The organism is Caulobacter sp. X, from assembly GCF_002742635.1.
GTDB lineage: Bacteria > Pseudomonadota > Alphaproteobacteria > Caulobacterales > Caulobacteraceae > Caulobacter.
Genome location: NZ_PEGF01000001.1, coordinates 2,237,996 through 2,262,436 on the forward strand (window position 1 = coordinate 2,237,996; position 24,441 = coordinate 2,262,436).

Below are 24,441 nucleotides of genomic sequence, written 5' to 3' on the forward strand. Positions count from 1 at the left end.
AAATCACTAATCGAAGACCGACGCTACGCGCCAAGGTTTGAACATCAGGTTTCTGGAACCTTGCCGAGGGGTTAAAGTTGGTCCCAATGATGAACCATCGCTCCGATGCGGATTGGCCGACGCACGGCATGGCCGATGACGCCCGTCCGGCCCTGTCCGACGCGCTTTCGCGAGGCCCGGCGGTCCTGGCGACGATCGTTTCGCTGGGCGGCGGCGGCCCCCGTCCGATCGGGACGCAGATGGTGTTTGGCGCGCAAATCGTTTCCGGCTTCCTGTCCGGCGGCTGCATCGAGGCCGACGTCGAAGGGCATGCACAGGCGTGTCTCTTGGATGGACAGCCTCGCCGCCTGGTCTATGGCGAGGACAGTCCTTGGCCGGATATCCGCCTGCTGTGCGGGGCGCGGATTGAAGTCCTGATCGAACGGATCATGCCGGATGACCCGGCCGTGCTGACTCTCCTCGATCTGGCCCAGCGGAGGCTCCCAGCCTTTTGGGTCAGCGACGGCGCGCGCCGCCTCTGCGCCGAGGAGCCGCAAGCGATTTGGCCGGGCGCCTTCGAGCGCGCTTACGATCCCCCGCCGCGCTTGATCGTCGTTGGCGCCGATCCGACGGCCCTTGCTGTCGCGAGCCTGGGCGCTCAATCGGGATTCGAGACCACGCTGATCAGACCGAAAGGTCCTTCCACGCCGCCGCCGCTCGCCGGCGTGGCCTATCGTCGCGACAGCGTCGAGACGGCCTTGGCCGACATCGGCCTGGACGCTTGGACGGCGGTCGCGGCCTGCGGCCACGAGCCTGAACAGGATCATGCGGCCTTGAAGGCGGCCTTGCCCTCGGATGCGCCCTATGTGGGCCTGCTCGGCGCCCGGCGTCGGCTCCCCGAGCGCCTCGCGCGTCTCAGGTCCGAAGGCCTTTCGGATCGCGAGCTCGCCAAGCTGCGCGCGCCGATCGGCCTCGACCTGGGCGGCAAGGCGCCGTTCGAGGTGGCGGTGGCGGTGATCGGCGAGGTGATGGCCGCGCGCCACGGCCAACCGGTCCTGGCGCGACGGCCCGCGGACGCCTAGGCGGGGGTGGCCTCGGCCGAGAAGGCCGCGAGGTCCTCGATCAGCGACCTGGCGGCCAGGTCCACCAGCGCGCCGCCCTTCTCCGGCGTCGCCTGGGCCGGGTCCGAGCCCATGCGGCCATCGGCGTAGCGCGCGCGGAAATCCAGCGCTTCGCGGATCGGTCCCGTCGGCGCGATCTTGGGCTCATAGGCGACCGTCTTGATCGTCTCTGGGTAGGCCCACTGGGTCACGGCGATCTCGGACGGCGTCGCATGGCTGCCGTGGCCGGTCGGAAACTGGCTGTTGGCCAAGGCGTTGACGCCAGCCAGGTCCCACCAGTTCTTCAGTTTCAGCGCGAACGGCGCGCGCTCCTTGCGGAAGCTGTACTCAGCGTAGATCTCGGAGAAGGCGGCCTCGATCGAGGCGACATTGCCCCCATGGCCGTTCAGGAAATAGATCCGCTTGAAGCCATGAGCGCCCAGCGACCGCACCCAGTCGCCGATCGCGGCGATGAAAGTCGATGGCCGCAGGAAGATGGTGCCCGGAAAGGCCAGGTGATGCTGGGCCATGCCGATATTGAAGGTCGGCGCCACCAGCACCTTGTCGGCGCGCTTGTGCGCTTCGTGGGCGATGATCTCGGGGCACAGCCAGTCGGTGCCCAAAAGGCCTGTCGGACCATGCTGCTCGTTGGAGCCGATCGGCACCACCACCGTCTGGTTCGTCTTCAGATAGGCCTCGATCTCGGCCCAGGTGGACAGTGCGAGCAGCATGGGGAACTCCTGAGAAACCTCGCGTCCGTTTAAGCCCAAAGCGGGGTGACCACACGTAAAATCCCGTATTGCGTCATCAGCTGACGTCACGTCATGCTGAGGGTCTGGATGGGGGGACACTCATCCGCGGAGGAAACGCTATGGCCGACGGCCATGCCGAAAGGGTTCTTTCGGTGCTGCGCGACGGCGCCGCGCCGGCCCTGTCGCCGATCGCCGCCTCGTGGCGGCGCTGCCTGACCCAACATCACCTGGATCCGGAGAACCGAAAGCCGCCCGAGACGCTCACCGGCGGGGAGCTGCGTCTGGCGCAGGAGCGGATGGGCCCCTTGCTGGCCGCCGCCCAGGACAATCTGGACGCCCTGTTCCAGGCGGTCGGCGACGCCGGCTGCTGCGTTCTGCTGACCGACGCCGATGGCGTGCCGGTCGATCGTCGAGGCGTGGAGAGCGACGACGCGGTCTTTCGCCGCTGGGGTCTGTGGCAGGGCGCGGTCTGGAGCGAGGCGCGCGAGGGCACCAATGGCATAGGCACCTGCCTGACCGAGCAGCGCGTGCTGACGGTTCATCGCGACCAACACTTCCACACCCGAAACATCGGCCTCTCCTGCACCGTCGCGCCCTTGTTCGACCCGACCGGACGCATTGCGGGGGCCCTAGATGTCTCCTCCTGTCGTCAGGGACACGAAGCCCTGACCGGAATGGTCGAGCGCATCGTCACCGACGCGGCCCGAAGGATCGAGGCCAAGGCTTTTCGCGAGGCCTTCCCGACGGCCCGGATCGTCCTGCTGCCGGAAACCGGGGCGGAACGGGCCTCCGTCCCGATGCTGGCGGTCGATGGCGACGACCTGGTGATTGGCGCCACCCGCGCGGCGCGCCAGGCACTGAGGTTGACCGACGAGACATTGCGGCGCGGGCTGGCTTCACCCGACCGCTCGACCGATCTGGACGACGCCGAGCGCGCCGCCGTCCGCCGCGCCCTGACCCAGGCTGGCGGCAATGTCTCGGCGGCCGCCAATCTCCTGGGCCTGTCGCGCGCGACGTTGAACCGGAAACTCAGGCGGCTTGGCCTGGAGCGCGGTCGCGAATTCCACTGAACCTGTCTCAGATCTGAGACACATCCTCCCCGCCTCGCCTCGGGCCAGCTTCGCCGAGCGGGAACCCGAGTCGCACACTTCCTCCAGAAGCCCGCCGAGAAGGCGGCATGGAGGAAACCATGACCAAACCCGAATTCATCGAGTCCCTGGCGCGCCCGCCGTTCAAGGCTCGCTATGACAATTTCATCGGCGGCCAGTGGGTCGCTCCGGCTGACGGACGCTATTTCGACAACAGCTCGCCGATCCACGGCCAGAAGATCTGCGAGATCGCCCGCTCGCAGGATGTCGATATCGAGCGCGCCCTGGACGCCGCCCACGCCGCCAAGGCCGCCTGGGGAAAGACCAGCGCGGCCGATCGCTCTCGCATCCTGCTGCGCATCGCCGACCGGATGGAAGAGAACCTCGCGGTCCTGGCCACGGCCGAGACCTGGGACAACGGAAAGCCCATCCGCGAGACCCTGGCCGCCGACATTCCGCTGGCGATCGACCACTTCCGCTATTTCGCCGGCTGCCTGCGCAGCCAGGAAGGCTCGATCTCGGAGATTGACCACGACACCATCGCCTATCACTTCCACGAGCCGCTGGGCGTGGTGGGGCAGATCATCCCATGGAACTTCCCGCTGCTGATGGCCTGCTGGAAGCTCGCGCCCGCCCTGGCGGCCGGCAACTGCGTGGTATTGAAGCCCGCCGAGCAGACCCCCGCCTCGATCATGGTGTGGGCCGAGCTGATCGGCGACCTGCTGCCGGCCGGCGTGCTCAACATCGTCAACGGCTTCGGGATCGAGGTGGGCAAGCCGCTGGCGTCCAGCCCCCGCATCGCCAAGATCGCCTTCACGGGCGAGACATCCACCGGTCGGCTGATCATGCAGTACGCCGCCCAGAACCTGATCCCGGTAACCCTGGAGCTGGGCGGCAAGTCCCCGAACATCTTCTTCGACGACGTTGTCCGCGAGGACGACGACTATCTGGACAAGGCCCTGGAAGGCTTCACGATGTTCGCCCTGAACCAGGGCGAAGTCTGCACCTGTCCCAGCCGCGCCCTGGTGCAGGAGTCGATCTACGAGCGGTTCATGGAGCGCGCCCTCAAGCGCGTGAACGCGGTGGTCCAGGGCAGCCCGCTGGATCCGGCGACGATGATCGGCGCCCAGGCGTCCGAGGAGCAGCTGAACAAGATCCTCGGCTACATGGACATCGGCCGGCAGGAGGGCGCCAAGCTGCTGACCGGCGGCCACCGCAAGGTCCTGCCAGGGCAGTTGGCCGACGGCTACTATGTCGAGCCCACGGTCTTCGAGGGCCATAACAAGATGCGGATCTTCCAGGAGGAGATCTTCGGTCCGGTTCTGGCCGTGACCACCTTCAAGACCGAGGAAGAGGCGTTGGCGATCGCCAACGACACCGCCTTTGGCCTGGGCGCGGGCGTGTGGAGCCGCGACGCCAACCGCTGCTACCGCTTCGGTCGAGGCATCGAGGCGGGCCGGGTGTGGACCAACTGCTACCACGCCTATCCCGCCCACGCAGCCTTCGGCGGCTACAAGCAGTCGGGCGTGGGCCGCGAGACCCACAAGATGATGCTGGACCACTATCAGCAGACCAAGAACCTGCTGGTCAGCTACAGCCCGAAAGCGTTGGGCTTCTTCTGATCCAACACTGATCTCTGGGCGACAAGCCCGGGCGCGAGAAACCGCAATGGTCTTCTTGCGCCCGGCGCTTGGCTTCGCCTATTCCGGCGGCAATAATACAAGGGAGTTAGGCGGGTGAGCGACGGCATGCTGTTTCCGGTTCCGAAGGCCTGGGGCGAACGCGCCCACCTCAACGCCGAAGCCCTGGCGGCCGCGCGACGACGCGCCAACGAGGACCCGCACGGGTATTGGAAAGACCTAGCCGGCCGCCTGGACTGGATCACGCCGCCGACCAAGATCAAGGATGTCTCCTTCCACGAAGAGGACTTCCGGATCCGCTGGTACGAGGACGGCGTCCTCAACGTCTCGGCTAACTGCATCGACCGCCACCTGCCCCACCGCGCCCACGAGGTCGCGCTGATCTGGGAAGGCGACGATCCCGCCGCCTCGCGCAAGATCACCTATGCCGAGCTGCACGAGCAGGTTTGCCGCATGGCCAACGTGTTCAAGGCGCACGGCGTGACCAAGGGCGATCGGGTCACGATCTACCTGCCGATGATCCCCGAGGCGGCCTACGCCATGCTGGCCTGCGCCCGCATCGGCGCGGTGCACTCGGTGGTCTTCGCGGGCTTCTCGCCCGACAGCCTGGCCGGCCGCATCAACGACTGCGACTCCAAGCTGGTGATCACCGCCGACGAAGGCGTTCGGGGCGGCAAGCGTATCCCGCTCAAGGTCAATGTCGACGCGGCCCTCGCCCATTGCCCCGGCGTCGAGAAGGTCCTGGTCGTCACCCGCACCGGCGCCAGCGTGCCGCTGACCGCCGGGCGCGACGTCATCTACGAACACGCCGCCGCCAAGGCCTCGATCCATTGCGCCGCCGAGCCGATGAACGCCGAGGATCCGCTGTTCATCCTCTACACCTCGGGCTCGACGGGTAAGCCCAAGGGCGTGCTGCACACCACCGGCGGCTATCTGGTCTGGGCCAGCTGGACCCACGAGGTGGTGTTCGACTACCGGCCCGGCGAAATCTATTGGTGCACGGCCGACGTGGGCTGGGTCACCGGCCACACCTACATCGTCTACGGACCGCTCGCGAACGGCGCGACCAGCGTGATGTTCGAAGGCGTGCCGAACTATCCCTGCAACAGCCGCTTCTGGCAGGTGATCGACAAGCACAAGGTCGAGATCTTCTACACCGCCCCGACCGCCCTGCGCGCCCTGATGCGCGAGGGCGAGGCTCCAGTGGAGCGCACCTCGCGCGCCTCGCTGCGCCTGCTGGGCAGCGTGGGCGAGCCGATCAACCCGGAAGCCTGGCTCTGGTACCACCGCGTGGTCGGCGAGAGCCGCTGCCCGATCGTCGACACCTGGTGGCAGACGGAAACCGGCGGCACGCTGATGACGCCGCTGCCCGGCGCCGACGCGCTGAAGCCCGGCTCGGCGTGCGGGCCCATGCCCGGCGTGAACCCCGAACTGGTCGACGCCGAAGGCGGGGTGCTGGAGGGCGCGACCGAGGGCAACCTCGTGATCACCGACAGCTGGCCCGGCCAGATGCGCACGGTCTATGGCGACCACCGCCGCTTCTTCGAGACCTACTTCTCGACCTATCCCGGCAAGTATTTCACAGGCGACGGCTGCCGCCGGGACGCCGACGGCTACTACTGGATCACCGGGCGCGTGGACGACGTGCTGAACGTCTCGGGCCACCGCCTGGGCACGGCCGAGGTGGAGAGCGCCCTGGTCGCCCACCCCCGCGTCGCCGAGGCGGCGGTCGTCGGCTATCCGCACCAGATCAAGGGCCAAGGCATCTATTGCTACGTCACCCTGAACGCCGGGGTGGCGCCCAGCGAACCGCTGCGCAAGGAGCTGACCGACTGGGTCCGCCGCGAGATCGGTCCGATCGCGACCCCCGACGTCATCCAGTGGGCGCCGGGCCTGCCGAAGACCCGCTCGGGCAAGATCATGCGCCGCATCCTGCGTAAGATCGCCGAGAACGAGCTGGAGAGCCTGGGCGACACCTCGACCCTGGCCGATCCGTCGGTCGTGGACGATCTCGTCCAGAACCGCGCCGGCGCGTGAGGCCTGACGAAAGTCGCGCCGAGGCGTTAGCTTCGGCGTGATGCACTCGATCGCCCTCGCCCTGAGCCTCTCTCTCGCCATGGCCTCATCGGCCATGCGCGCGGAAGATGGCGAACGCAGCGATGGCGTCGACGTGTCGATGCGGCTCGACGATCAAGGACACGGGGTCGTCCGCGCCCACACCGAGATCGCCGCGTCGCCAGAGGTGGTCTATCGCACCCTGCTCGACTGTGACCGCGCAGCGCGGATCATGCCGGGGGTCCGGCGCTGCAAGATCGTATCCAAGGACGCGGCCGGAGAAATCCGCGAGCATGTGGTGCGGTTCAGCTTCTTCCTCCCGCCGGTGCGTTCGACCTCGCGGGTGACGCTGGAGCCGAACCGGCTGATCCGCTTCACCTGCATCCGCGGCGACATCCGCGCCTGTGATGGCGCCTGGAGGCTGACGCCTCTGGACGGCGGGCGACGGACGCAGGTGGACTATGATTTCTGGGCCAGCGCGCCGTTCGGCCTGCCCATCGATCTGGTCGGGCGCATGATGCGGCGTGATGCGCCAGCGGCGCTGCAGGCCCTGCGTCGCGAGTGCGAGCGGCCATGACATCGCGCCCGCCCCACGAGCCCGATGGCCTGATGCTGTTCGACGGGGTGTGCAACCTGTGCCACGGCGCGGTTCAGGCGGTCTTGGCGATCGACCGCGAAGGCGCCATCCGCTTCACGCCTCTGCAGTCGCCCTATGGCCAGGCGCTCGCCGCGCGGCACGGCCTGAACCCGGAGTCGCCTGACAGCTTCGTCTTTCTTGACCAGGGCCGGGCGCTCATCAAGACGGCGGCGGTCGCGGCGATCCTGCGTCGCTCATCCCAGCCCTGGCGGTGGCTGGCGATCCTCGACCGCCTGCCGCGCGGTCTCACGGACCAGATCTATGACGCGATCGCTCGCAACCGCTATCGGCTCTTTGGACGGCGCGAGCATTGCATGGTCCCGACCGAGGACCAGCGCGCCCGGTTCATCACCGAAGCGCCCTAGAACAACGCCGCGACGCTCTCGGCGCTGTAGGGCTTCTGCAGCACCGGCGTATCCCGGAAGCGGTCGGGAAAGGCCGCGCTGTCGCCAAAGCCGGTGCCAAACGCGAACGGCACGCCCGCCTCCTGCAGCGCCTGGGCTACCGGGAAGCTGGTCTCCGATCCGAGATTCACGTCCAGGATCGCGAAGGGCGGCACAGCCTCCGCCAGCGCCTCCAGAGCTTGGCCGACGCTGGAGACGACCGTCACCTGCTTGACCCCCAGGCGCGTCAGCATGTCCTCAAGATCGAGCGCGATGATCATGTTGTCTTCAAGGACCAGCATACGGTCCGGCGCCCGGACGGGCGTCTCCGCGCGCTTGGCCTTGGCGATCGTCGCCTCGACTCCTTCGGTGGTCACGTAGCGCGCCGGGATGCGAATCCGCGCCTGGAACCCCTCGGGACGGTAGTCCAGGGTCACTTCGCCATCCAGGTCGTGCGGAATGGAATGCTCGATGATGGTCGAACCGAACCCTCGGCGCGTGGGCGGCCTGACCATTGGACCGTCGCGCTCGCGCCAGTCGATGATCAGGTCGCCTTGGGCGTCACGCATCCAGTCCACCGTCACATACCCACGCTGATCGCAAAGGGCTCCATACTTGGCGGAGTTCGTCATCAGCTCATGGATGACGAGCGACAGAAGCGAGAAGGCGTCAGGCGCAAGCGCCGTGGGCGCGCCGGTCAGGCGCACACGGTCGGCCTTGGCGCTCAGATAGGCTTCCGCCTCGGCGGTGATCAGGTCGCTCAGCGCGCCCGGCCCCCATTGGTGGCGGGTGATTTGATCATGCGCCCGCGCCAGGGCCTGGACGCGGCCGCCCACCACCTCGGCGAACTGCTCGACCGTCGACACCCCCGCGCGGCTCTGGCTGATCAGCCCCCGGATCAGGCCCAGGATGTTGCGGACCCGGTGGTTCAGCTCCGCGATCAGCAACTCCTGCCGCTGGTTGGCGCGCTGCCGCTCCTCGTCGGCGAGGTCGGTCAGGCGGAAGACGATCTCCAGCAGGCTGACCCGCATGCTCTCGGCCAGGAAGCGCTCGGCCTGCGTCCAGGGTCGACTATGGCCGCGCACGGTCTCTTCCCACGCCTCGAAGCTCTTGCGGGGCGTCAGCCGCTCGCCCAGGGGTCCGACCTGTACAAGCTTCGCGGGCTGCCCTGCCCAGACGACGGTCTGGGCCTCCTCCTTGCGGAAGAAGATCAGATAGTCGCGCGGCGCCCGCGACAACGGCACCGCCATCATGCCCGCCGCCTTGCCGGCCCAGGACGCGGCCGACGGCAACAGCCCAGCGATCTCATTGGTCGCGAAGACCGTATGGGTGTCCTTTTCGCGCAGCAGACGGATCAGGGCGTGCACATTGCTGGCGTCCGGCGTCGAATCCCGCAGCGTCAGCCGCCCGTCCAGCCACAGCGCCAAGCCGTCGCAATGGATGAGGCGACACAGGTCGTCGAGGTAGGGACTGAGCGTGTCCGTCCCCTGGGGCGCGCCCACGACCGCCGCCATCATCCGATCGTGCAAGGCGCGCGCCTCGGCCTGGCGACGCATCTCGATCTCCCGCTCGCGGCTTTCAAGCGTCAGGGAGAACAGCTGTCCGAACAGCTCCGCGGCGGTCCGGCGTTCGTAGCTGATGTGCTTGGGCCCGTAGTGATGGCAGGCGAACAGGCCCCAAAGCTTGCCATCGCGCAGGATCGAGATCGACAGCGAGGCTCCGACGCCCATGTTGCGCAGATACTCGATATGGATCGGCGAGACGGCCCGCAACATGCTCATCGACAGGTCCACGGGCTCGCCGGTGACGCTGACCTGAGGCGCGATCGGTGAGACCTCGGCATCGACGTCGGCGATGATCCGCAGCCAGTTGCGTTCGTACAGGGCCCGCGCCTGGACCGGGATATCGGAAGCGGGATAGCGCTGCCCCAGGAACGATCCGACGCCGGGGCGCACCGACTCGGCGATCACCTCGCCGGCGCCGTCGTGGCTGAAGCGGTAGACCATGACCCGGTCGAACTCCGTCAGCGCCCGAACCTGGCGCGCGGCCTCGTGGCAGAAGTCCTCGAAGCCCGGACGCGCGGCGATCCGCATGGTCATGGAGCGCACCGCCGAGGCCGCCTCGATCAAGGCTTCGGCCTGGCTTGGCTCCCCCTCGATAATCAGCATGCGGCCGGAATAGTGCAGCGCCAGGTCAAAGTCCTCGCCGCCATCGACCAACGGCTGGCCGAACATCCGCTCGACCGCGTCGGCCCCGCGCATGATCTGCAATCGCCCGCGGATGGCGTGAATGGCATGACCGCTCATGACCTGCGTCAGGGGCCGGCCAATGAGATCCGTCGCCGACAGGCCCAGAAACCGCAGCGTGGTGGTCGAGGCGTGGACGACCAGCCAGTCGGTGTCGACGGCGAGCAGAAAGCCGAAGGGCTGAATCGCGCCGAGCATATGGATCGGCTCGCGATCGCAGTTGGTCAGATCGACCTCAAATCCGGACATGGGCGCCGGCTCGGACATTCGGGACTCCAGGCGAGGCGGCGGTCTCGAACGCGGCCGAGAAACACTGAAACCCATATCGCGCACCCGCGATGGCCTCGTCTGTCCGCAAGCCGACTTTCGGCTGCGCTTCCAACCACGCCAGGAAGGAGCGCCAGAGATCGGCCTCGTCGCCATGGCTGAGGTAGCTGGTCGGCAAGCCGGGCGCCGCCCCGCGCACGCGGCGCGCCAGGAAACGCGCGCCCAGCCTTGAACCCTCGAGAACATAGAGGAGCCCGACGGCGAACCCTCGCGACGGCGTGGGCTGAGCCGCCATGGCGGGAGGCGCCAGACCCAGGGCGGCGAGATCGCGCGACACCGCCGCGCGTCGGCTCCGGTCGGGCCAGTCGTCCAGCCAGGTCCCGACGCCGGCCCGCTCCAGGGCCAGCTCCAAGGGCGTCAGGGCGGCGGCGGACGCTGAGAGGAACCGCCCATATCCAGAGATGCTCTCAAAATCGAAGGCCGCCGCGACAGCGTCCAGCGCCGCATGGTCTTGAGCGGTCGCCGCGCGCAGGCGGTCACGAAGCAAAGGTGCAGTCAATCAGGGCCCCACGCGCGCGACCCGCGAGCGGGGAGCCGAGACGAGCGTTTTTAACGGCCATTGGCCGTTTTTGTTCCCGGCAGATGACAGCTCGGTAAGGTTTATCTCGAAACGGGGAGTGCTAGGGTTCGGCGCGACTGTTCAGGAGTTTCTCGCGCATGATCCGCACCGCCAAGTTCGCCTTTGTCGCGGCCGCCCTCTCAACCACGGCGCTTTCGCCGATGGCGTTGGCGGCCACCCCACCCGCGAAGGCGAAGGTCGCCCCAGCCGCGCCCAAGGTCGCGAGCGTCGCGGCGATCAAGGCGCCGCCGATCGTCTATCAGCAGCGCGTGCTGCCCAATGGCATGAAGGTCTTCACCTCGCGCGACGCCACGACGCCCAATGTCTCGGTGCAGGTCTGGTACGGTGTCGGCTCCAAGGACGATCCGCGTGGCCGTTCGGGCTTCGCGCACCTCTTCGAACACCTGATGTTCAAGGCCACGCGGAACATGCCCAGCGAGACGCTGGACCGCCTGACCGAGGATGTCGGCGGCTTCAACAACGCTTCCACCTGGGACGACTTCACCAACTATTACGAGGTCGCGCCGGCCAATCACCTGGAGCGCCTGCTCTGGGCGGAGTCCGATCGCCTGAAGTCGCTGGTGATCGACGAGAGCGTGTTCGCCTCCGAGCGCGACGTCGTGAAGGAAGAGCTGCGCCAGCGCGTTCTGGCCGATCCGTACGGCCGCTTCTTCGCGCTCTCGATCCCCCAGCAGTCGTTCACGACCCATCCGTACCAACGCCCTGGCATCGGCTCGATCGAGGAGTTGGACGCCGCCACGGTCGATGACGTTCGCGCCTTCCACCAGACCTACTATCGGCCCGACAACGCGGCCCTGATCGTCGTGGGCAACTTCGACCAGGCCAAGCTGGACGCGATGATCGACCAGTACTTCGCGGGCATCGCCAAGCCGGCGGGCGACATTCCGAAGGTCTCCGTCGTCGAGCCGGCTCGCTCCGGCCCCAAGACCGTGAACACCTACGGACCGAACGTGCCGCTGCCCGCGCTGGCGATCACCTGGCTGGCGCCGGCGGCCGCCGACAAGGACGCGCCGGCCCTCACCGTGCTGGACGCCATCCTGTCGGCCGGCAAGTCCTCGCGGCTCTATGACAGCCTCGTCTACGAGCAAAAGATCGCCCAGTCGGTGTTCTCCAGCGCGCCGAACAACGCCCAGCCGGGCCTGTTCTACGTCGGCGCGATCATGGCGGGCGGCAAGACGGTCCAGCAGGGCGAGACGGCGCTCCGCGCCCAGGTCGCGCGGCTTCGCGACGGTCTCGTCACGCCCGCCGAGCTCTCGGAAGCCAAGGCCGGCCTGCTGGCCGACGCGGTGCGCCGCCGCGAAGAGATCGACGGTCGCGGCTTCGCCATCGGCTACGCCCTGATGACCGAGGGCGACGCCGCCCGGGCTAACACCAACCTCGCCTCCCTGCAGGCGGTCACCGCCGCCGATGTCCAGCGCGTGGCCCGCAAGTACCTCGCCGACGACAAGCGCACCGTGATCCGCTACCTGCCGGAGAAGGATCGTCCGGCCGGCGAGAAGGACGCAACGCCGCCGATCCCCAAGGTGGCCTCGGTCAAGTACGACGGCCCGGTCACAACGCTCGCGCCGGAAGGCGAGCGCCAGGCGCCGCCGCCGATCGCCGCGCCTGTCCCGGCGGCGCTGCCGACACCGGCCGAGAAGATCCTGGCCAACGGCCTGCGCGTCATCGTCGCCAAGTCCAGCGACCTGCCCCTGATCACCGCCGACCTGACGGTGCGCGGCGGCGCGAGCTCGGACCCCAAGGGCTTGGCGGGCGTCTCCAGCCTGACCGCCGAATTGCTGACGGAGGGCACGGCCACCCGCTCGGCGACCCAGGTCGCGCGCGAGACGGAGGCTCTGGGCGCCAATCTCGAGGCCGGCTCCGGCTGGGAAGCCGCCTCCCTGACCCTGAGCGTCACCCAGAACAACGCCGCGCCGGCCATGGCCATCATGGCCGATGTCGCGGAGAATCCCGCCTTCGCCACGGCGGAACTGGATCGGGTCCGCGCCGAGACCTTGGACAGCCTGTCGGTCGCCTACCAACGCCCCGGCAGCCTGGCCGGCTTCGCCACCGCGCCGGTGCTGTACGCCGGCTCGGCCTATGGACATGTGGCGGGCGGAACGCCGGGCTCGCTGCCCAAGATCAAGCGGACTGACCTCGCCAAGACTCACGCAGCCTACTGGCGTCCTGACAACGCCGTGCTGGTGCTGACCGGCAATCTGACGCCCGAGGCCGGCTTCGCCCTGGCGGAGAAGGCCTTCGGCGGCTGGAAGAAGCCCGCCACGCCGCCGCCCGCGCCGCCCGCCGCCCCGACCGGCTACCAGCCCCGCAACGTGGTTATCGACCTTCCGGGCACGGGCCAGGCGGCCGTGGTTCTGGCCAAGCCGGCGATCACCCGCACGGACCCGAACTATTATCAGGGCCTGGTGGCCAACACGGTGCTGGGCGTCGGCTTCTCGTCGCGCCTGAACCAGGAGATCCGCATCAAGCGCGGCCTCTCCTACGGCGCCGGCTCCAGCCTGACGCCTCAGGGCCGCTTCGGCGGCTTCTCCGCGCGGGTGCAGACCAAGAACCCGTCGGCGGCCGAGGTCGTGTCCCTGACGCGTGCGGAACTGACGCGTCTGGCGTCCGAGCCCGCCGCCGCGAACGAGCTGACCGCGCGCAAGTCCGTGCTGGTGGGCGGTTTCGGCCGCGATCTCGGCACCTCCGAGGGCCTGGCCAACATCCTGGGCAACCTCGCCGTCTACGGCGTGCCGCTGACGGAAATCCAGACCTACGCCGCCAAGGTCGAGGCGGTGACACCGGACCAGGTCCAGGCCTTCGCCAAGGCGCAGCTGGACCCCGCGCAGATGAGCGTGATCGTGGCGGGCGACGCCAAGGCCATGGGCGAAGAGCTCACCAAGGTCGCGCCCAACGCCACGGTGATCCCGGCCGCCAAGCTCGACCTCGACAGCCCCACGCTGGGCAAGTGACGAAAGGCCTGGGGCGTCGCATCAGCGCGGCGCTCCAGGCTGATCGGCGCGCTACTTCGACTTGGCGAGCAAGTCGCGGATTTCGGTCAGCAGCTTTTCCTCCGGCGTCGGGGCGGGAGGGGCGGCCGGCGCCGGAGTCTCGGCGTCCTTGCGGCGGATTCCGTTGACCAGCTTGACCAGCAGGAACACCACGACCGCGACGATGAAGAACTGAATCAAGGTGTTGATGAAGGCGCCGTACTGGATCGCCACCTTCTCGACCGCGTCGGTCGCCGGATCTTCGGATCGCAGCACCCATTCCAGCTTCGAGAAGTCAAGGCCGCCGGTCAGCAGGCCGATTGGCGGCATGACCACCTGATCGACCAGACTCTTGACGATGCTGTTGAAGGCCGCGCCGATGATCACGCCGACGGCCAGGTCGATCACGTTGCCGCGGGCTATGAACTCGCGGAACTCCTTGACGACGCTCATGACGGCCTCCTCGCCTGTTCAGAATGACCGCGAGGCTGGCGTCGTTCGCGATGCCGGGTCAAGCCCCGGCCTAGTCGCCTTATTCGTCGCCGTCAGCGTTCAGCCGAGCCCGGAGCTCCTTGCCGCTTTTGAAGAATGGCACGTGCTTGGCGCGGACCTCGACCGCCTCGCCGGTGCGCGGATTGCGGCCGGTTCGGGCGGGACGCGAACGCACCGACAGAGCCCCGAAGCCCCGCAGCTCCACGCGACCGCCGTCCTCTAGAGCGCCGATCATGCGTTCCAGGATCACGCTGACGACGCGCTCGACGTCCTTCTGCGTCAGGTGCGGATTTTCATTCGCGAGCCTGGCGATGAGTTCAGACTTGATCATCGAAATCCCCGGAACGCCCCAAGACTAACAAGGCGCGACCGGACCTTTGCCCAACGATGGCTGAGTCTTCAAGGGGTTGCGTGCGATTCACGAACGGGGTTCGGTTAATGCGCACGGCTATGAACCCTTAGGCGCGCGGACGATCTGCGGCTCGGAGGCCAGGCGGCGAGCCGTCCTGTTGGCCTCTTCGGCCTCGGCGTAGGGCAGTTCCCGGCCGACGCTTCGACTGGATTCGGCGAACCTCGCCACGCCGTCCTTCAGCTCCGCGGTCGCCACGATCTCTCGATTGGCGATGCGACCCGTCCAGTTAGGCCCCTTGACCGCGAAGCCCGCGCCCTTGTTGGGCAGGACGATTTCGGTGGTCGATGTCGCGTAGGCTGGGAAGCCGGTCGCGTAGGGCGCATCGGCGTTCGGACCTGGCTCGCGTCGGGGGAAGGCCGTCGCCTTGCCCGAACCGGATCCCGGGATGCGGAACTCTCGAAGCCCGAGGTCGTCGTTCAAGCGCCAGTCGAGGTCGGCTGTTCCGCCAATCCTGATCCTGGCCTCGCCGCTGGGGGACACGTCGAAGTCGATCGTCTCGATATTCACCCAGCTCAGGCTGGCGGAAGCGTTTTGCTTTAGGCCACGTTCGATATCGGCTCGGGGCGCGGTGCGCAGGGCGCGGGCCAAGCCCAGGGCGGCGTCGCCGCGGAGCACGTTGGTCATGATGATCGGCGCGGGCTTGTCGAGGCCGCCCGACGCATCGATACGGACCACGCCCTCGCTGTCGGGGCGGCTGAGCGAGGGCTGGACGATCTCTTCCAGCGACGCCCCATCCGTCCGCAGCGGCAAAGCCCAGCGGAACGGCGGCGGCCGCAATCCATCGATGTCGCCGACGTCTCCCGAGCGCGTACCGTCAAGCCAATAGCTCTTGCCGCCGATGCGAGCGCGAACGATGACATGGTTGAACAGCGCCGCCGATGGAAGCCGCTCTTCCATGCCGTCGCCGCTGGTGGTCGACACCAGCACCGGCTCGGCCTCGACGCCGAGTTCGCGCAGGATCGCCAGCAGCAGCGCGGTCTTGCCCTTGCAGTCGCCGAAGCGCCGCGACCAGGTCTCGTCGACGGGCGCGGGCTTGTAGCCGCCATCGCCCATGCCCAGGAACAGATAGCGGGTCTTGTCCTCGACCAGCTGCAAAGCCTTGAAAGCCCGCGCCTTCGGATCGGCGCTCGCCTGCGCGATGGCGGCGATTTCCGCTCGCAGCGAAGAGTCCGCCGACAGTTTCGAAGCCTCGGCGAAAAGCGGCGCCATGCGGCGGGAGATGTCTTCCCAACCGGTGTAGGTCGTCGCCTCGAGCATCCCTACGCGCTGGAACCGGATGGGCGCGCCGATCGGCGGCTTTGGCGGCTTGGCGTTCGCGACGTCGACCAGCAGCTCGTTGATCTTGCCCGCCTTGGAGACTTTGGGCTGCGGAAAGCCCGGTGTGATCCGCCAAGTCAGGGGCGTTCCATCGGGCCACAGCAGTCGGGCGCGATATCGGCCCGCGACGCCGCTCCACGCCATGGTCTCGAAATCATTGGTGCGGCCGCCCAGCAGAGCTTCCTTGTGCTCCTGGGTGAAGGCCCAGTCGACGATGTCGCCGACCTGGAGATCCTTGATCTGGATCGAGGCGGTCATGCGCCCGTCCAGCATCGCGCGCTCGAGGTTCTTCTCGCGCCGCAGGACCAGGACGTCCTGCCCTTGCTTCAGCAGGTCGATCCGCTGTCCGTCGCGGATGATGGCGAGGGTGTGGAGCGTGACCTTGTCGCGCACGGGGTCCCAGGTCACCGACCGCGACCCGCCCTGCAGCCCCTCGGGTTTCAGCACCTTGACGATCCGGCGGTTGTAGTAGGCCGAGCCCGTATTGTCGTGTTGGGACTGATTGTCGTTCAGCAGCAGCTGGGTCGATGGCGCCTGATCATCGGCGGGCGGCGGGGGAACGTCCGCAACCTGAACCCACTTGGGCGGCGGCCCGTAGCTGGGCTTTTCGTCCGCCTGAGCGGCGCTGGCCATGACCGTGATGGAGGCGACGGCGATCACCGCGCCTCGGACGCCTCGGAACCCGCTGAACAGCACGAACATCCCCCACAACTCAACCCTCGGGATTTGTGGCAGGCTTTCGCGCAAAAGAAAACGGCGGCTGGATCGCTCCAGCCGCCGCCAACTTCAACGCCTATGGAGCGGAAGCCTATTCCTTGCTGGCGCGCTCGCGCAGAGCGGCGCCCAGGATGTCGCCCAGCGAAGCGCCGGAGTCCGACGAGCCGAACTGCTCGATGGCTTCCTTCTCTTCGGCCATTTCCAGCGACTTGATCGACAACGAGACGCGGCGCGCGGCCTTGTCGATGTTGGTGATCTGGGCGTCGACGCGGTCACCCACGGCGAAACGCTCCGGACGTTGCTCTTGACGGTCGCGCGACAGGTCCGACTTGCGGATGAAGGCCGACATCGGAGCGTCGTCTTCACCGAAGCGGACTTCGATGCCGCCCGAGGTCACTTCCGTGACGGTGACGGTCACGGTTTGGCCCTTGCGGTAGGTGTCGCCCGACATCGGGTCGCCCGCCAGCTGCTTGATGCCCAGCGAGATGCGTTCCTTCTCGACGTCGACGTCGAGAACCTTCGCCTTGACCATGTCGCCCTTCTTGTAGCGGGCCATGGCTTCTTCGCCCGGGACGCTCCAGTCGATGTCCGACAGGTGCACCATGCCGTCGATGTCGTTGTCGAGGCCGATGAACAGACCGAACTCGGTCGCGTTCTTGACTTCGCCTTCGACGGTCGAGCCGACCGGGTGCGCTTCCAGGAAGGCTTCCCACGGGTTGGCCAGGGCCTGCTTCAGGCCCAGCGAGACGCGGCGCTTGGACGGATCGACGTCCAGCACGACCACGTCGACTTCTTGCGAGGTCGAGACGATCTTGCCGGGGTGGACGTTCTTCTTGGTCCAGGACATTTCCGAGACGTGCACCAGGCCTTCAACGCCGGCTTCCAGCTCCACGAAGGCGCCGTAGTCGGTGATGTTGGTGATGCGGCCCGTGAACTTGGCGCCGACCGGGTACTTGGCTTCCACGCCGTCCCACGGATCCGACTGCAGCTGCTTCATGCCGAGCGAGATGCGCTGGGTGTCCGGGTTGATCTTGACGATCTGGACCTTCACGGTGTCGCCGACCGCGAGCACTTGGCTCGGGTGGTTGACGCGCTTCCAGCTCATGTCGGTGACGTGCAGCAGGCCGTCGATGCCGCCCAGGTCAACGAACGCGCCGTAGTCGGTGATGTTCTTGACGACGCCTTCGCGGATTTCACCCTCTTGCAGCTGCGACACCAGTTCGGTGCGCTGCTCGGCGCGGGCTTCTTCCAGGATGGCGCGACGCGAGACGACGATGTTGCCGCGCGGACGGTCCATCTTCAGGATGGCGAAGGGCTGTTCCTTGCCCATCAGCGGGCCGACGTCGCGGACCGGACGGATGTCGACTTGCGAGCCCGGCAGGAAGGCCGAGGCGCCGCCCAGGTCGACGGTGAAGCCGCCCTTCACGCGGCCGACGATCGCGCCCATGACGGGTTCGTTGCGGGCGTAGACGCCTTCCAGACGGGTCCAGGCTTCTTCGCGCTTGGCCTTTTCGCGGCTGATGACCGCTTCGCCCATCGCGTTTTCGAGGCGTTCCAGGAACACTTCGACGGTGTCGCCGGCCTTGACGGTCGGCTTGCCGGCTTCGTCGACGCCGAATTCCTTCAGCTGGACGCGGCCTTCGGTCTTCAGACCGACGTCGATGATGGCGAAGTCCTTTTCGATCCCGACGACCTTGCCCTTGACGACGGTGCCTTCGGCGAAGTCACGGCCGCCCATCGAGTCGTTGAGGAGCGCTTCGAAATCGTCGCGCGTCGGGTTGAAGCTCATATCGTCAGCCATGCTGATCTTTGGTCTCTAGGTTGGGGGAACCCCTGAAACGAGCACCGTCATGAAACGGTCCTCGGGATTCCGGATGAAGTGAGTTTGATAAGACGGCCCGCGATGGTCTTCATCGCGGCGAGAACGGCGGTGGATTTGCCCTCCGGCTAGAGCCGGTGACGGGCGCGCGCGTCCTCGACGATACGGCGGGCCGCATCGAAGGCCTGCTCTATAGTCATTTCCGACGTATCGAGCAAGACGGCGTCGGGCGCCTGCGTCATCGGGGCGTCCTTGCGACCGCCGTCGCGGGCGTCGCGCTTATGGATATCGGCCAGGATATCCTCAAAATCGACCGCCTCGCCCTGGCCAACCAGCTGCTTCCAGCGCCGCTCGGCGCGGATTTCGGGGCGGGCGGTGACATAGAGCTTGGCCGGCGCGTGAGGCGCGATGACCGTGCCGATGTCGCGCCCGTCCAGCACGGAGCCGGGCTGACGCTGGGCGAAGTCGCGCTGCAGGTCGAACAGGGCCGCGCGCACGCCAGGATGCACGGCGACGCGACTGGCCGCCTCGCCCGCCGCCCGCGTGCGCACTTCCGCCCGGTCCAGATCCGAAAGGTCGAGCGTACGCGCCACGGCCTCGGCGGCGATCGGGTCGTCCAGATCGCCGGCGCCCGCCAGGACGCCCACGCCGACCGCCCGGTAGAGCAGGCCGGTGTCCAGCAGCGGATAGCCATAGAGCGCCGCCAGGCGCCCCGCGATGGTGCCCTTGCCGGACGCGGCGGGACCATCGACGGCGATCACGAACGCCATGGCTCAGGCTTCCGCCAGCGTCGCGCCGAGACCGCGCATGAGGTCGGCGAAGCCCGGGAAGCTCGTGGCGATCATGCCCGGCTCATCGACGGCGACCGGCGCCTGGGCGGCCATGCCCAGGATCAGGTGGCTCATGGCGATCCGATGGTCGCCATGGGTCTCGACCGTCGCGCCGCCGCGCGGGGCCTGGCCCGTCCCGTGGACGATGAAGCCTTCCGGCTCTTCCTCGACATCGACGCCGCAAGCTTCCAGGCCGGCGGCGGTCAGGGCGATCCGGTCGCTTTCCTTGACCCGCATCTCGCCAACGCCGCGCATCACCGTGTCGCCCTCGGCGAAGGCCGCCGCGATCGCCAGGATCGGATATTCGTCGATCATCGACGGCGCGCGCTCGGGCGGGACGACCACGCCCTTGAGCTTGGAATAACGGGCGGTGATGTCGCCGACCTCTTCGCCGCTGGACAGGCGTTGGTTCGAGATCACGAGATCCGCGCCCATCTCCTGCAGGGTCGTGAAAAGGCCCGTGCGCAGTTCGTTGAGCATCACGCCCTCGACCGTGACCTCAGAGCCCGGGACGATCAGGCCTGCGACCAACGGGAAGGCGGCCGAAGACGGATCGCCCGGCACGGCGATATGGGTTCCGGTGAGCTTCTGCCCCTCGGGCAGACGGATGTGGCGGATAGTCTTTTCGCCGACGACGCGGTCTTCGACGATCACTTCCGCGCCAAAAGCCCGGAGCATGCGCTCGGTATGGTCGCGCGTGGCTTCCGGCTCGATCACCTCGACGCCGCCCTCGGCGTGCAGGCCGGCCAGCAGCACGGCCGACTTCACCTGAGCCGAAGCCATCGGCAGGGTGTAGTTCAGGCCGCGCAGGGCGCCGCCCTTCAAGGTCAGGGGCAAGCGCCCCTTGTCGCGGCCCAGCCAGGTCGCGCCCATGCGGGCCAGCGGATCCAGGACCCGGCCCATCGGCCGTCCGCGCAGCGAGCTGTCGCCGGTGAAGGTGGCGCACATTGGAAAGCCGGCCGCCGCGCCCATGATCAGGCGCACGCCAGTGCCGGCGTTTCCGCAGTCGATGACGTCCGAGGGCTCGGAGAACCCTCCCTGGCCCTCGATGCGCCAGCGACCGACGCCCTCCTGCTCCACCCGCGCGCCGAAGGCCTGCATGGCCCGCGCGGTGGCGAGCACGTCGTCGCCCTCTAGAAGGCCCTCGACCGTCGTCGTCCCGGTCGCCAGCGCGCCCAGGATCATCGAACGGTGAGAAATGGACTTGTCTCCCGGAGCGCGCACGATCCCTCGCAGAGCGCTTCCGGGGGCGCTCTTCAATCCAGCCGACGACATGCCGAAACCGGCTCCTTAGTACTTGGTGGTTTTCGCGAAGGGGTTTGCTTTTGACAGCGGGCTCTCGTCATGGCAAGTGACCCGCCGCTTTTCCCATCCGGATCAAAGGGTCGCCACCTTGGCCAATCCCGACCTGGGCGCAAAACAAATCTGCCCCAACTGCCAATCGAAGTTCTATGACCTCAACCGCCGTCCGGCCGTTTGCCCCAAATGCGGCGAGCAGTTCGACCCGGAAGAGGCCCTGAAGTCGCGGCGCGTCCGCGCCCGCGCCATCACGCCGGACTACGAGTCCGACGATGAGAAGGAGTCGGTCGCCCCGAAGGAGGAGGACGGCTTCGAGGATGAAGTCGACGAGACTCCGGAAATCGACGAAGCCGCCGAAGCCGACGTCGTCGAAACGGACGACGAAGACGCCGAGCCCGGCGCGACGCCCGCCGGCGACGCGGACCTGGGCGTGGACTTCGCCGAGGACGACGATCTCGCCGAAGACGAAGCCGACGACGTGCCGTTCCTGGAGGACGAGGACGACGACGATATCCTCGACGAGGAGATCGAAGGTCTGCCCGGCGAGGGCGACGACGACTGATCCAGCGGAAAGCCGGTTTCGGTCTTGCCGCGACCGGCTTTCCACAGGCGTTTTCGGGCCTGCGACATTTTTCTCGAAAAAAGTTCGCAGGGAGGGTTGATCCCCGGAAAATCCCGGACTAGGTTCCGCGCCTCTTCGGGGAGCGACACCAGTCGAAACGCCGAAGAGACCAAGGATTTCCGAGAGTTACCGCTAGGTGTTCTCTGAAAACTCGGGGCTATAGCTCAGCTGGTAGAGCGCTTGAATGGCATTCAAGAGGTCAGCGGTTCGACTCCGCTTAGCTCCACCATCAAGGCCCGGACGGAAACGTCCGGGCCTTGTCCATTTCCGGGCGTAAGATTCCTGGCTTGAGCTAAAGCGGGCTCGACCCGCGCTCTTCCCTCTTGAACCCTTCATCCGTGCTCGCCATGTCTAGCCACGTGTCGCGGGGACAAGCGCCGACCCACGGGTTTGTCGCCGCGAACGAAGTCGCTTAAGCGAGGACTTCGCGATGACCCGGACGATCCTGTTCGACAGCCCCTTCCTGCTGGGCTTCGAGCACACCAGAGACCTGATCGAGCGCGCCGCCAAGGCCGCGTCCGAAAGCTATCCGCCTTACAATGTCGAGCAGTCCGAGAACGGCGGCGTGCGCATCACCCTGGCCGTGGCCGGGTTCTCGCCCGAGCAACTGCAGGTGACGGTCGAAGGCGGCCAACTGATCGTGGCCGGCAAGCGCGACGCCGATGCGCGCGGCGAGGCCGAGCGAGCCTTCCTGCACCGCGGCATCGCCGCCCGAGGCTTTGTGCGCACCTTCGTCCTCGCCGAGGGCATGGAGGTGCAGGCCGCAACCCTTGAGCACGGCCTCCTGCACATCGATCTGGCGCGTCCGGAACCCGAGCGCCTGGTCAAGCGCATCCCTATCCGCAGCGCGGGCTGACCGCGCCCTTGAACGCAATTTAGCGCGGGCCGAGCGGCCGCGCGGAACGAGCGGCTCCCGGCGCGGGCTGAACCGGCCGGAGAAAGGCGCGTTCCCTCATTGAAGGAGGTGGTCATCATGACGCCCAACACTCATCACAGCCCGCTCTTCACGAGCGAAGCTTTCGCGGCCCTTGGCGCCCCTGACCTTGTCTATGTGCGGCCGATCAAGGCCGCCGAAGTGCTCGCCGACGCGCCGGAGGGCGTGGACGACTTCAATCTCTCGCCTGACCAGACGCTATACGCTGTGTGCCGCGCGGACGGCGCGCGCTTGGCCGTCATGATCGACCGCGACACCGCGATCGCGGCCGCCTTGGCGCACGAACTGGCGCCGGTCTCTGTGCACTAGCGAGAGGGATCAAGCCGCCGTGCTGGCGGCTTCCTGGGTCAGCAGGACGTGAATGGCGTCCGCTGACTTGGCTTGGCGTAGCGCGGCGCGCGTTTCCGGCTGACGCAGGACGCGCGCCACGCGCGCCAGGGCGCGGAGATGCTGAGCGCTGGCGTCCAGCGGAGCGAACAGCGCCACCAGCAGATCGACAGGCTTGTCGTCGAGGGCGTCAAAGGGAACCGGCGTGTCTAACCGGACGACCACGGCGCGCACCCGGTCCACGCCTTCGACGCGGGCATGCGGAATGGCCACGCCCTCGCCCACGCCCGTCGATCCGGCGGCCTCGCGCTCCAAGAGACCTTCCAGCGTTGCGTCGGCGTCGACGCCAAGGACGCGCGCGGCGACGTCAGCGACGAGCGAAAGCGCTTGGCGCTTGCCAGGCGCACCGGCGCGCAACGCCACCGCCCCCGGGTCCAGAAGGTCGCCAATGGTCATGGACTTCTAACGCTCGCTCGTTGTCGACCGCCTTGGCGCCGTCGCCGCAGATCCGCCGACGGCGCCACCGGCCGTGACACGGTCCGGTTAGCTCGCGGTAGACCCGTGCCCGTTCAGCGACTTCGTGCGTTCGGGATCGATCCAGCCGATATTTCCGTCTGGACGCCTATAGACCACGGACAATCCGCCGTGGGCGGCGTTCCTAAACACGATTGCCGGGTAGCCGGTCAAGTCCAGTTCCATGACAGCCATGGAAACGGTCATTGTCTTCAAAGCGGCCTGGGTTTCCGCGATGACCATCGCCGCGGGCGCGCCCGTCGGGTGGTCGGCATCCACATCCCAGTCATGATCCTCAGCGTCTTCGGCGTCGGGCGCGCGGAGGACGAACATGGCCGCGTTCTCGACCTGCTTGGCCGTCGCCGCCGGCGAATGGCTCTTGAGGCGTCGCTTATATCGTCGGATCCGCGTGTCGATCTTGGCCAGGGCCGCGTCGAAGGCGGCGTGAGCGTCGCCTCCCGAACCATGGCTGATCAGTTGTTGGCCAGAGGCCAGCTTGACCGAACAATCGACACGGAAGGCGTAACCCTCCTTGCTGACCACGACCTCGGCGGCGCCGCCTCGGTCGAAGTATTTGCCGATGCTTTGGGCGATTTCGTCGGAGACTCGCGCTCGCAGAGCCTCGCCAACGTCGACATGCTTGCCGGAAACTTGGACTTGCATATCGATACAACGCGCCTGTCTCGAACGGGTGTCAAGCGGTCGAAACGGTCCTTAAGGAGCCGTCAGAACAGGCCCGAAAATACGGTCATGAGCTTGCGCACGGCCATGATCACCACATGCGCGCTGACGAACAGCAGTCCCCCGCTGAACAGGGCCATCAGATAGCCCGCCAAGGCCAGGATTCCGTCCCGCTGCAGCAGGGCCAGGGCCAGGACCGCCACCGTCGCGCCGGGCGCCAGGTTGCCCAACGGGATTGGCAGGACGAGCACCAAGGCGAGCAAGGTGCAGACCACGCCGATGGCGCGCTCGCCCATTGGTGCGAACATTGGCCGCAGCCTGGGACGCGTGATCAACTCCATGCTCCGCACGATCGGCGCCAGCCGGCGGAAGAGACCGCGCATGTCATCACGCTTGAGGGGCTTTTCGGTGAGCTTCCTCGGCAGCCAGGGATGATCGGCGCCCATGGCGATCTGCGGCGCCAGCAAGAGAATGGGCAGTGACAGGATCGTCGACGACCCCGGCGGCAACGGCAGGGTGTTCAGCAGGCCGAAGACCAGCAGCATGGCGCCGAAGGCTCGGCTGTCGAACGCGTCCAGCATCTCGCCGACGGTCAGGGTCGGACGCTGGTCCTCGCCGAACCCCTCGATCACGTCCGCCAGGCTCTTCTCGCTCATCGGATCCTCGTCACGCCCGCACGGGAACGCGCGGGAGCCGATCAGGCCGCGCGGCCGACAGGCGCG

General features: G+C 67.4%; 21 protein-coding genes, 1 tRNA gene and 1 pseudogene. 11 read left to right on the plus strand and 12 right to left on the minus strand.

Features of this window, described 5'->3' with window-relative positions; genetic code table 11:
* The first annotated feature begins 37 nt into the window (after positions 1-37).
* A pseudogene (locus CSW60_RS10355) lies at positions 38-1,061 on the plus strand (XdhC family protein).
* Here CSW60_RS10355 and CSW60_RS10360 read toward each other — a convergent pair.
* Positions 1,058-1,810, minus strand: coding sequence for a creatininase family protein (locus CSW60_RS10360; protein WP_099537164.1), 753 nt, complete (start codon positions 1,808-1,810; stop codon positions 1,058-1,060). The pseudogene CSW60_RS10355 and the gene CSW60_RS10360 sit on opposite strands and share 4 nt — an antisense overlap.
* A gap of 140 nt (positions 1,811-1,950) precedes the next feature.
* Between CSW60_RS10360 and CSW60_RS10365 the strand changes: the two genes are divergently transcribed.
* The 5 genes from CSW60_RS10365 (at position 1,951) to CSW60_RS10385 (ending at position 7,616) form a co-directional block, all read left to right on the plus strand.
* Positions 1,951-2,901, plus strand: coding sequence for a GAF domain-containing protein (locus CSW60_RS10365; protein ID WP_099537165.1), 951 nt, complete (start codon positions 1,951-1,953; stop codon positions 2,899-2,901).
* A 119-nt stretch (positions 2,902-3,020) separates the two neighbouring features.
* Complete coding sequence (gene adh, locus CSW60_RS10370; protein WP_099537642.1) at positions 3,021-4,541, plus strand: aldehyde dehydrogenase; 1,521 nt, start codon at positions 3,021-3,023, stop codon at positions 4,539-4,541.
* 126 nt (positions 4,542-4,667) lie between these two features.
* Positions 4,668-6,596: an acetate--CoA ligase gene (acs, locus tag CSW60_RS10375; protein ID WP_099537643.1), complete on the plus strand. Its 1,929-nt coding sequence runs from the start codon at positions 4,668-4,670 to the stop codon at positions 6,594-6,596.
* Between the two features lie 40 nt (positions 6,597-6,636).
* A complete protein-coding gene (locus tag CSW60_RS10380; RefSeq protein WP_099537166.1) occupies positions 6,637-7,191 on the plus strand; it encodes an SRPBCC family protein in 555 nt (184 codons plus the stop codon).
* Positions 7,188-7,616 carry a thiol-disulfide oxidoreductase DCC family protein gene (locus CSW60_RS10385; protein ID WP_236634242.1) on the plus strand — a complete coding sequence of 143 codons (429 nt, stop codon included), beginning with the start codon at positions 7,188-7,190 and terminating at the stop codon, positions 7,614-7,616. The genes CSW60_RS10380 and CSW60_RS10385 overlap by 4 nt, the downstream gene beginning before the upstream one ends.
* Here CSW60_RS10385 and CSW60_RS10390 read toward each other — a convergent pair.
* Both CSW60_RS10390 and CSW60_RS10395 read right to left on the minus strand, forming a co-directional pair.
* Positions 7,613-10,147 carry an HWE histidine kinase domain-containing protein gene (locus CSW60_RS10390; RefSeq protein WP_099537168.1) on the minus strand — a complete coding sequence of 845 codons (2,535 nt, stop codon included), beginning with the start codon at positions 10,145-10,147 and terminating at the stop codon, positions 7,613-7,615. The genes CSW60_RS10385 and CSW60_RS10390 overlap by 4 nt on opposite strands.
* Positions 10,116-10,706 (minus strand): biliverdin-producing heme oxygenase, encoded by a 591-nt coding sequence (locus tag CSW60_RS10395; protein ID WP_143324153.1) that lies wholly within the window; start codon positions 10,704-10,706, stop codon positions 10,116-10,118. The genes CSW60_RS10390 and CSW60_RS10395 overlap by 32 nt, the downstream gene beginning before the upstream one ends.
* Positions 10,707-10,864: 158 nt before the next feature.
* Between CSW60_RS10395 and CSW60_RS10400 the strand changes: the two genes are divergently transcribed.
* Positions 10,865-13,738 carry a pitrilysin family protein gene (locus tag CSW60_RS10400; protein WP_099537170.1) on the plus strand — a complete coding sequence of 958 codons (2,874 nt, stop codon included), beginning with the start codon at positions 10,865-10,867 and terminating at the stop codon, positions 13,736-13,738.
* A 51-nt stretch (positions 13,739-13,789) separates the two neighbouring features.
* On the opposite strand, the gene mscL is transcribed toward CSW60_RS10400, so the two are convergent.
* From mscL to aroA, 6 genes are all read right to left on the minus strand, one after another.
* Positions 13,790-14,209, minus strand: coding sequence for a large-conductance mechanosensitive channel protein MscL (mscL, locus tag CSW60_RS10405; RefSeq protein WP_099537171.1), 420 nt, complete (start codon positions 14,207-14,209; stop codon positions 13,790-13,792).
* 79 nt (positions 14,210-14,288) lie between these two features.
* Positions 14,289-14,579 (minus strand): integration host factor subunit beta, encoded by a 291-nt coding sequence (locus CSW60_RS10410; protein WP_066687914.1) that lies wholly within the window; start codon positions 14,577-14,579, stop codon positions 14,289-14,291.
* A gap of 117 nt (positions 14,580-14,696) precedes the next feature.
* Positions 14,697-16,679, minus strand: a complete 1,983-nt coding sequence (locus tag CSW60_RS10415) for a DUF3857 domain-containing transglutaminase family protein (protein WP_099537172.1) — start codon at positions 16,677-16,679, stop codon at positions 14,697-14,699.
* Positions 16,680-16,785: 106 nt separating this feature from the next.
* Entirely contained in the window at positions 16,786-18,495 is a 1,710-nt protein-coding gene (rpsA, locus tag CSW60_RS10420; protein WP_099537173.1) for a 30S ribosomal protein S1, read from the minus strand.
* A gap of 146 nt (positions 18,496-18,641) precedes the next feature.
* Entirely contained in the window at positions 18,642-19,283 is a 642-nt protein-coding gene (gene cmk / locus CSW60_RS10425; RefSeq protein WP_099537174.1) for a (d)CMP kinase, read from the minus strand.
* A gap of 3 nt (positions 19,284-19,286) precedes the next feature.
* Positions 19,287-20,618: a 3-phosphoshikimate 1-carboxyvinyltransferase gene (aroA, locus tag CSW60_RS10430; RefSeq protein WP_099537175.1), complete on the minus strand. Its 1,332-nt coding sequence runs from the start codon at positions 20,616-20,618 to the stop codon at positions 19,287-19,289.
* Between the two features lie 118 nt (positions 20,619-20,736).
* On the opposite strand from aroA, the gene CSW60_RS10435 reads away from it, so the two are divergent.
* The 4 genes from CSW60_RS10435 to CSW60_RS10450 all read left to right on the plus strand — a co-directional run bounded on the left by CSW60_RS10435 (position 20,737) and on the right by CSW60_RS10450 (position 22,507).
* Positions 20,737-21,204 (plus strand): TIGR02300 family protein, encoded by a 468-nt coding sequence (locus tag CSW60_RS10435; protein WP_099537644.1) that lies wholly within the window; start codon positions 20,737-20,739, stop codon positions 21,202-21,204.
* 213 nt (positions 21,205-21,417) lie between these two features.
* Positions 21,418-21,493, plus strand: a tRNA-Ala gene (locus CSW60_RS10440).
* Between the two features lie 201 nt (positions 21,494-21,694).
* Positions 21,695-22,120: an Hsp20 family protein gene (locus CSW60_RS10445; protein ID WP_099537176.1), complete on the plus strand. Its 426-nt coding sequence runs from the start codon at positions 21,695-21,697 to the stop codon at positions 22,118-22,120.
* Positions 22,121-22,237: 117 nt separating this feature from the next.
* Positions 22,238-22,507, plus strand: a complete 270-nt coding sequence (locus CSW60_RS10450) for a DUF1150 family protein (RefSeq protein WP_099537645.1) — start codon at positions 22,238-22,240, stop codon at positions 22,505-22,507.
* Positions 22,508-22,516: 9 nt separating this feature from the next.
* Here CSW60_RS10450 and ptsN read toward each other — a convergent pair whose 3' ends face one another.
* The 3 genes from ptsN to CSW60_RS10465 all read right to left on the minus strand — a co-directional run bounded on the left by ptsN (position 22,517) and on the right by CSW60_RS10465 (position 24,375).
* Positions 22,517-22,981 (minus strand): PTS IIA-like nitrogen regulatory protein PtsN, encoded by a 465-nt coding sequence (ptsN, locus tag CSW60_RS10455; RefSeq protein ID WP_099537177.1) that lies wholly within the window; start codon positions 22,979-22,981, stop codon positions 22,517-22,519.
* Positions 22,982-23,068: 87 nt separating this feature from the next.
* Complete coding sequence (gene hpf, locus CSW60_RS10460; protein ID WP_099537178.1) at positions 23,069-23,701, minus strand: ribosome hibernation-promoting factor, HPF/YfiA family; 633 nt, start codon at positions 23,699-23,701, stop codon at positions 23,069-23,071.
* A gap of 62 nt (positions 23,702-23,763) precedes the next feature.
* Positions 23,764-24,375, minus strand: coding sequence for an exopolysaccharide biosynthesis protein (locus CSW60_RS10465; protein ID WP_099537646.1), 612 nt, complete (start codon positions 24,373-24,375; stop codon positions 23,764-23,766).
* Between the last annotated feature and the right edge of the window lie 66 nt (positions 24,376-24,441).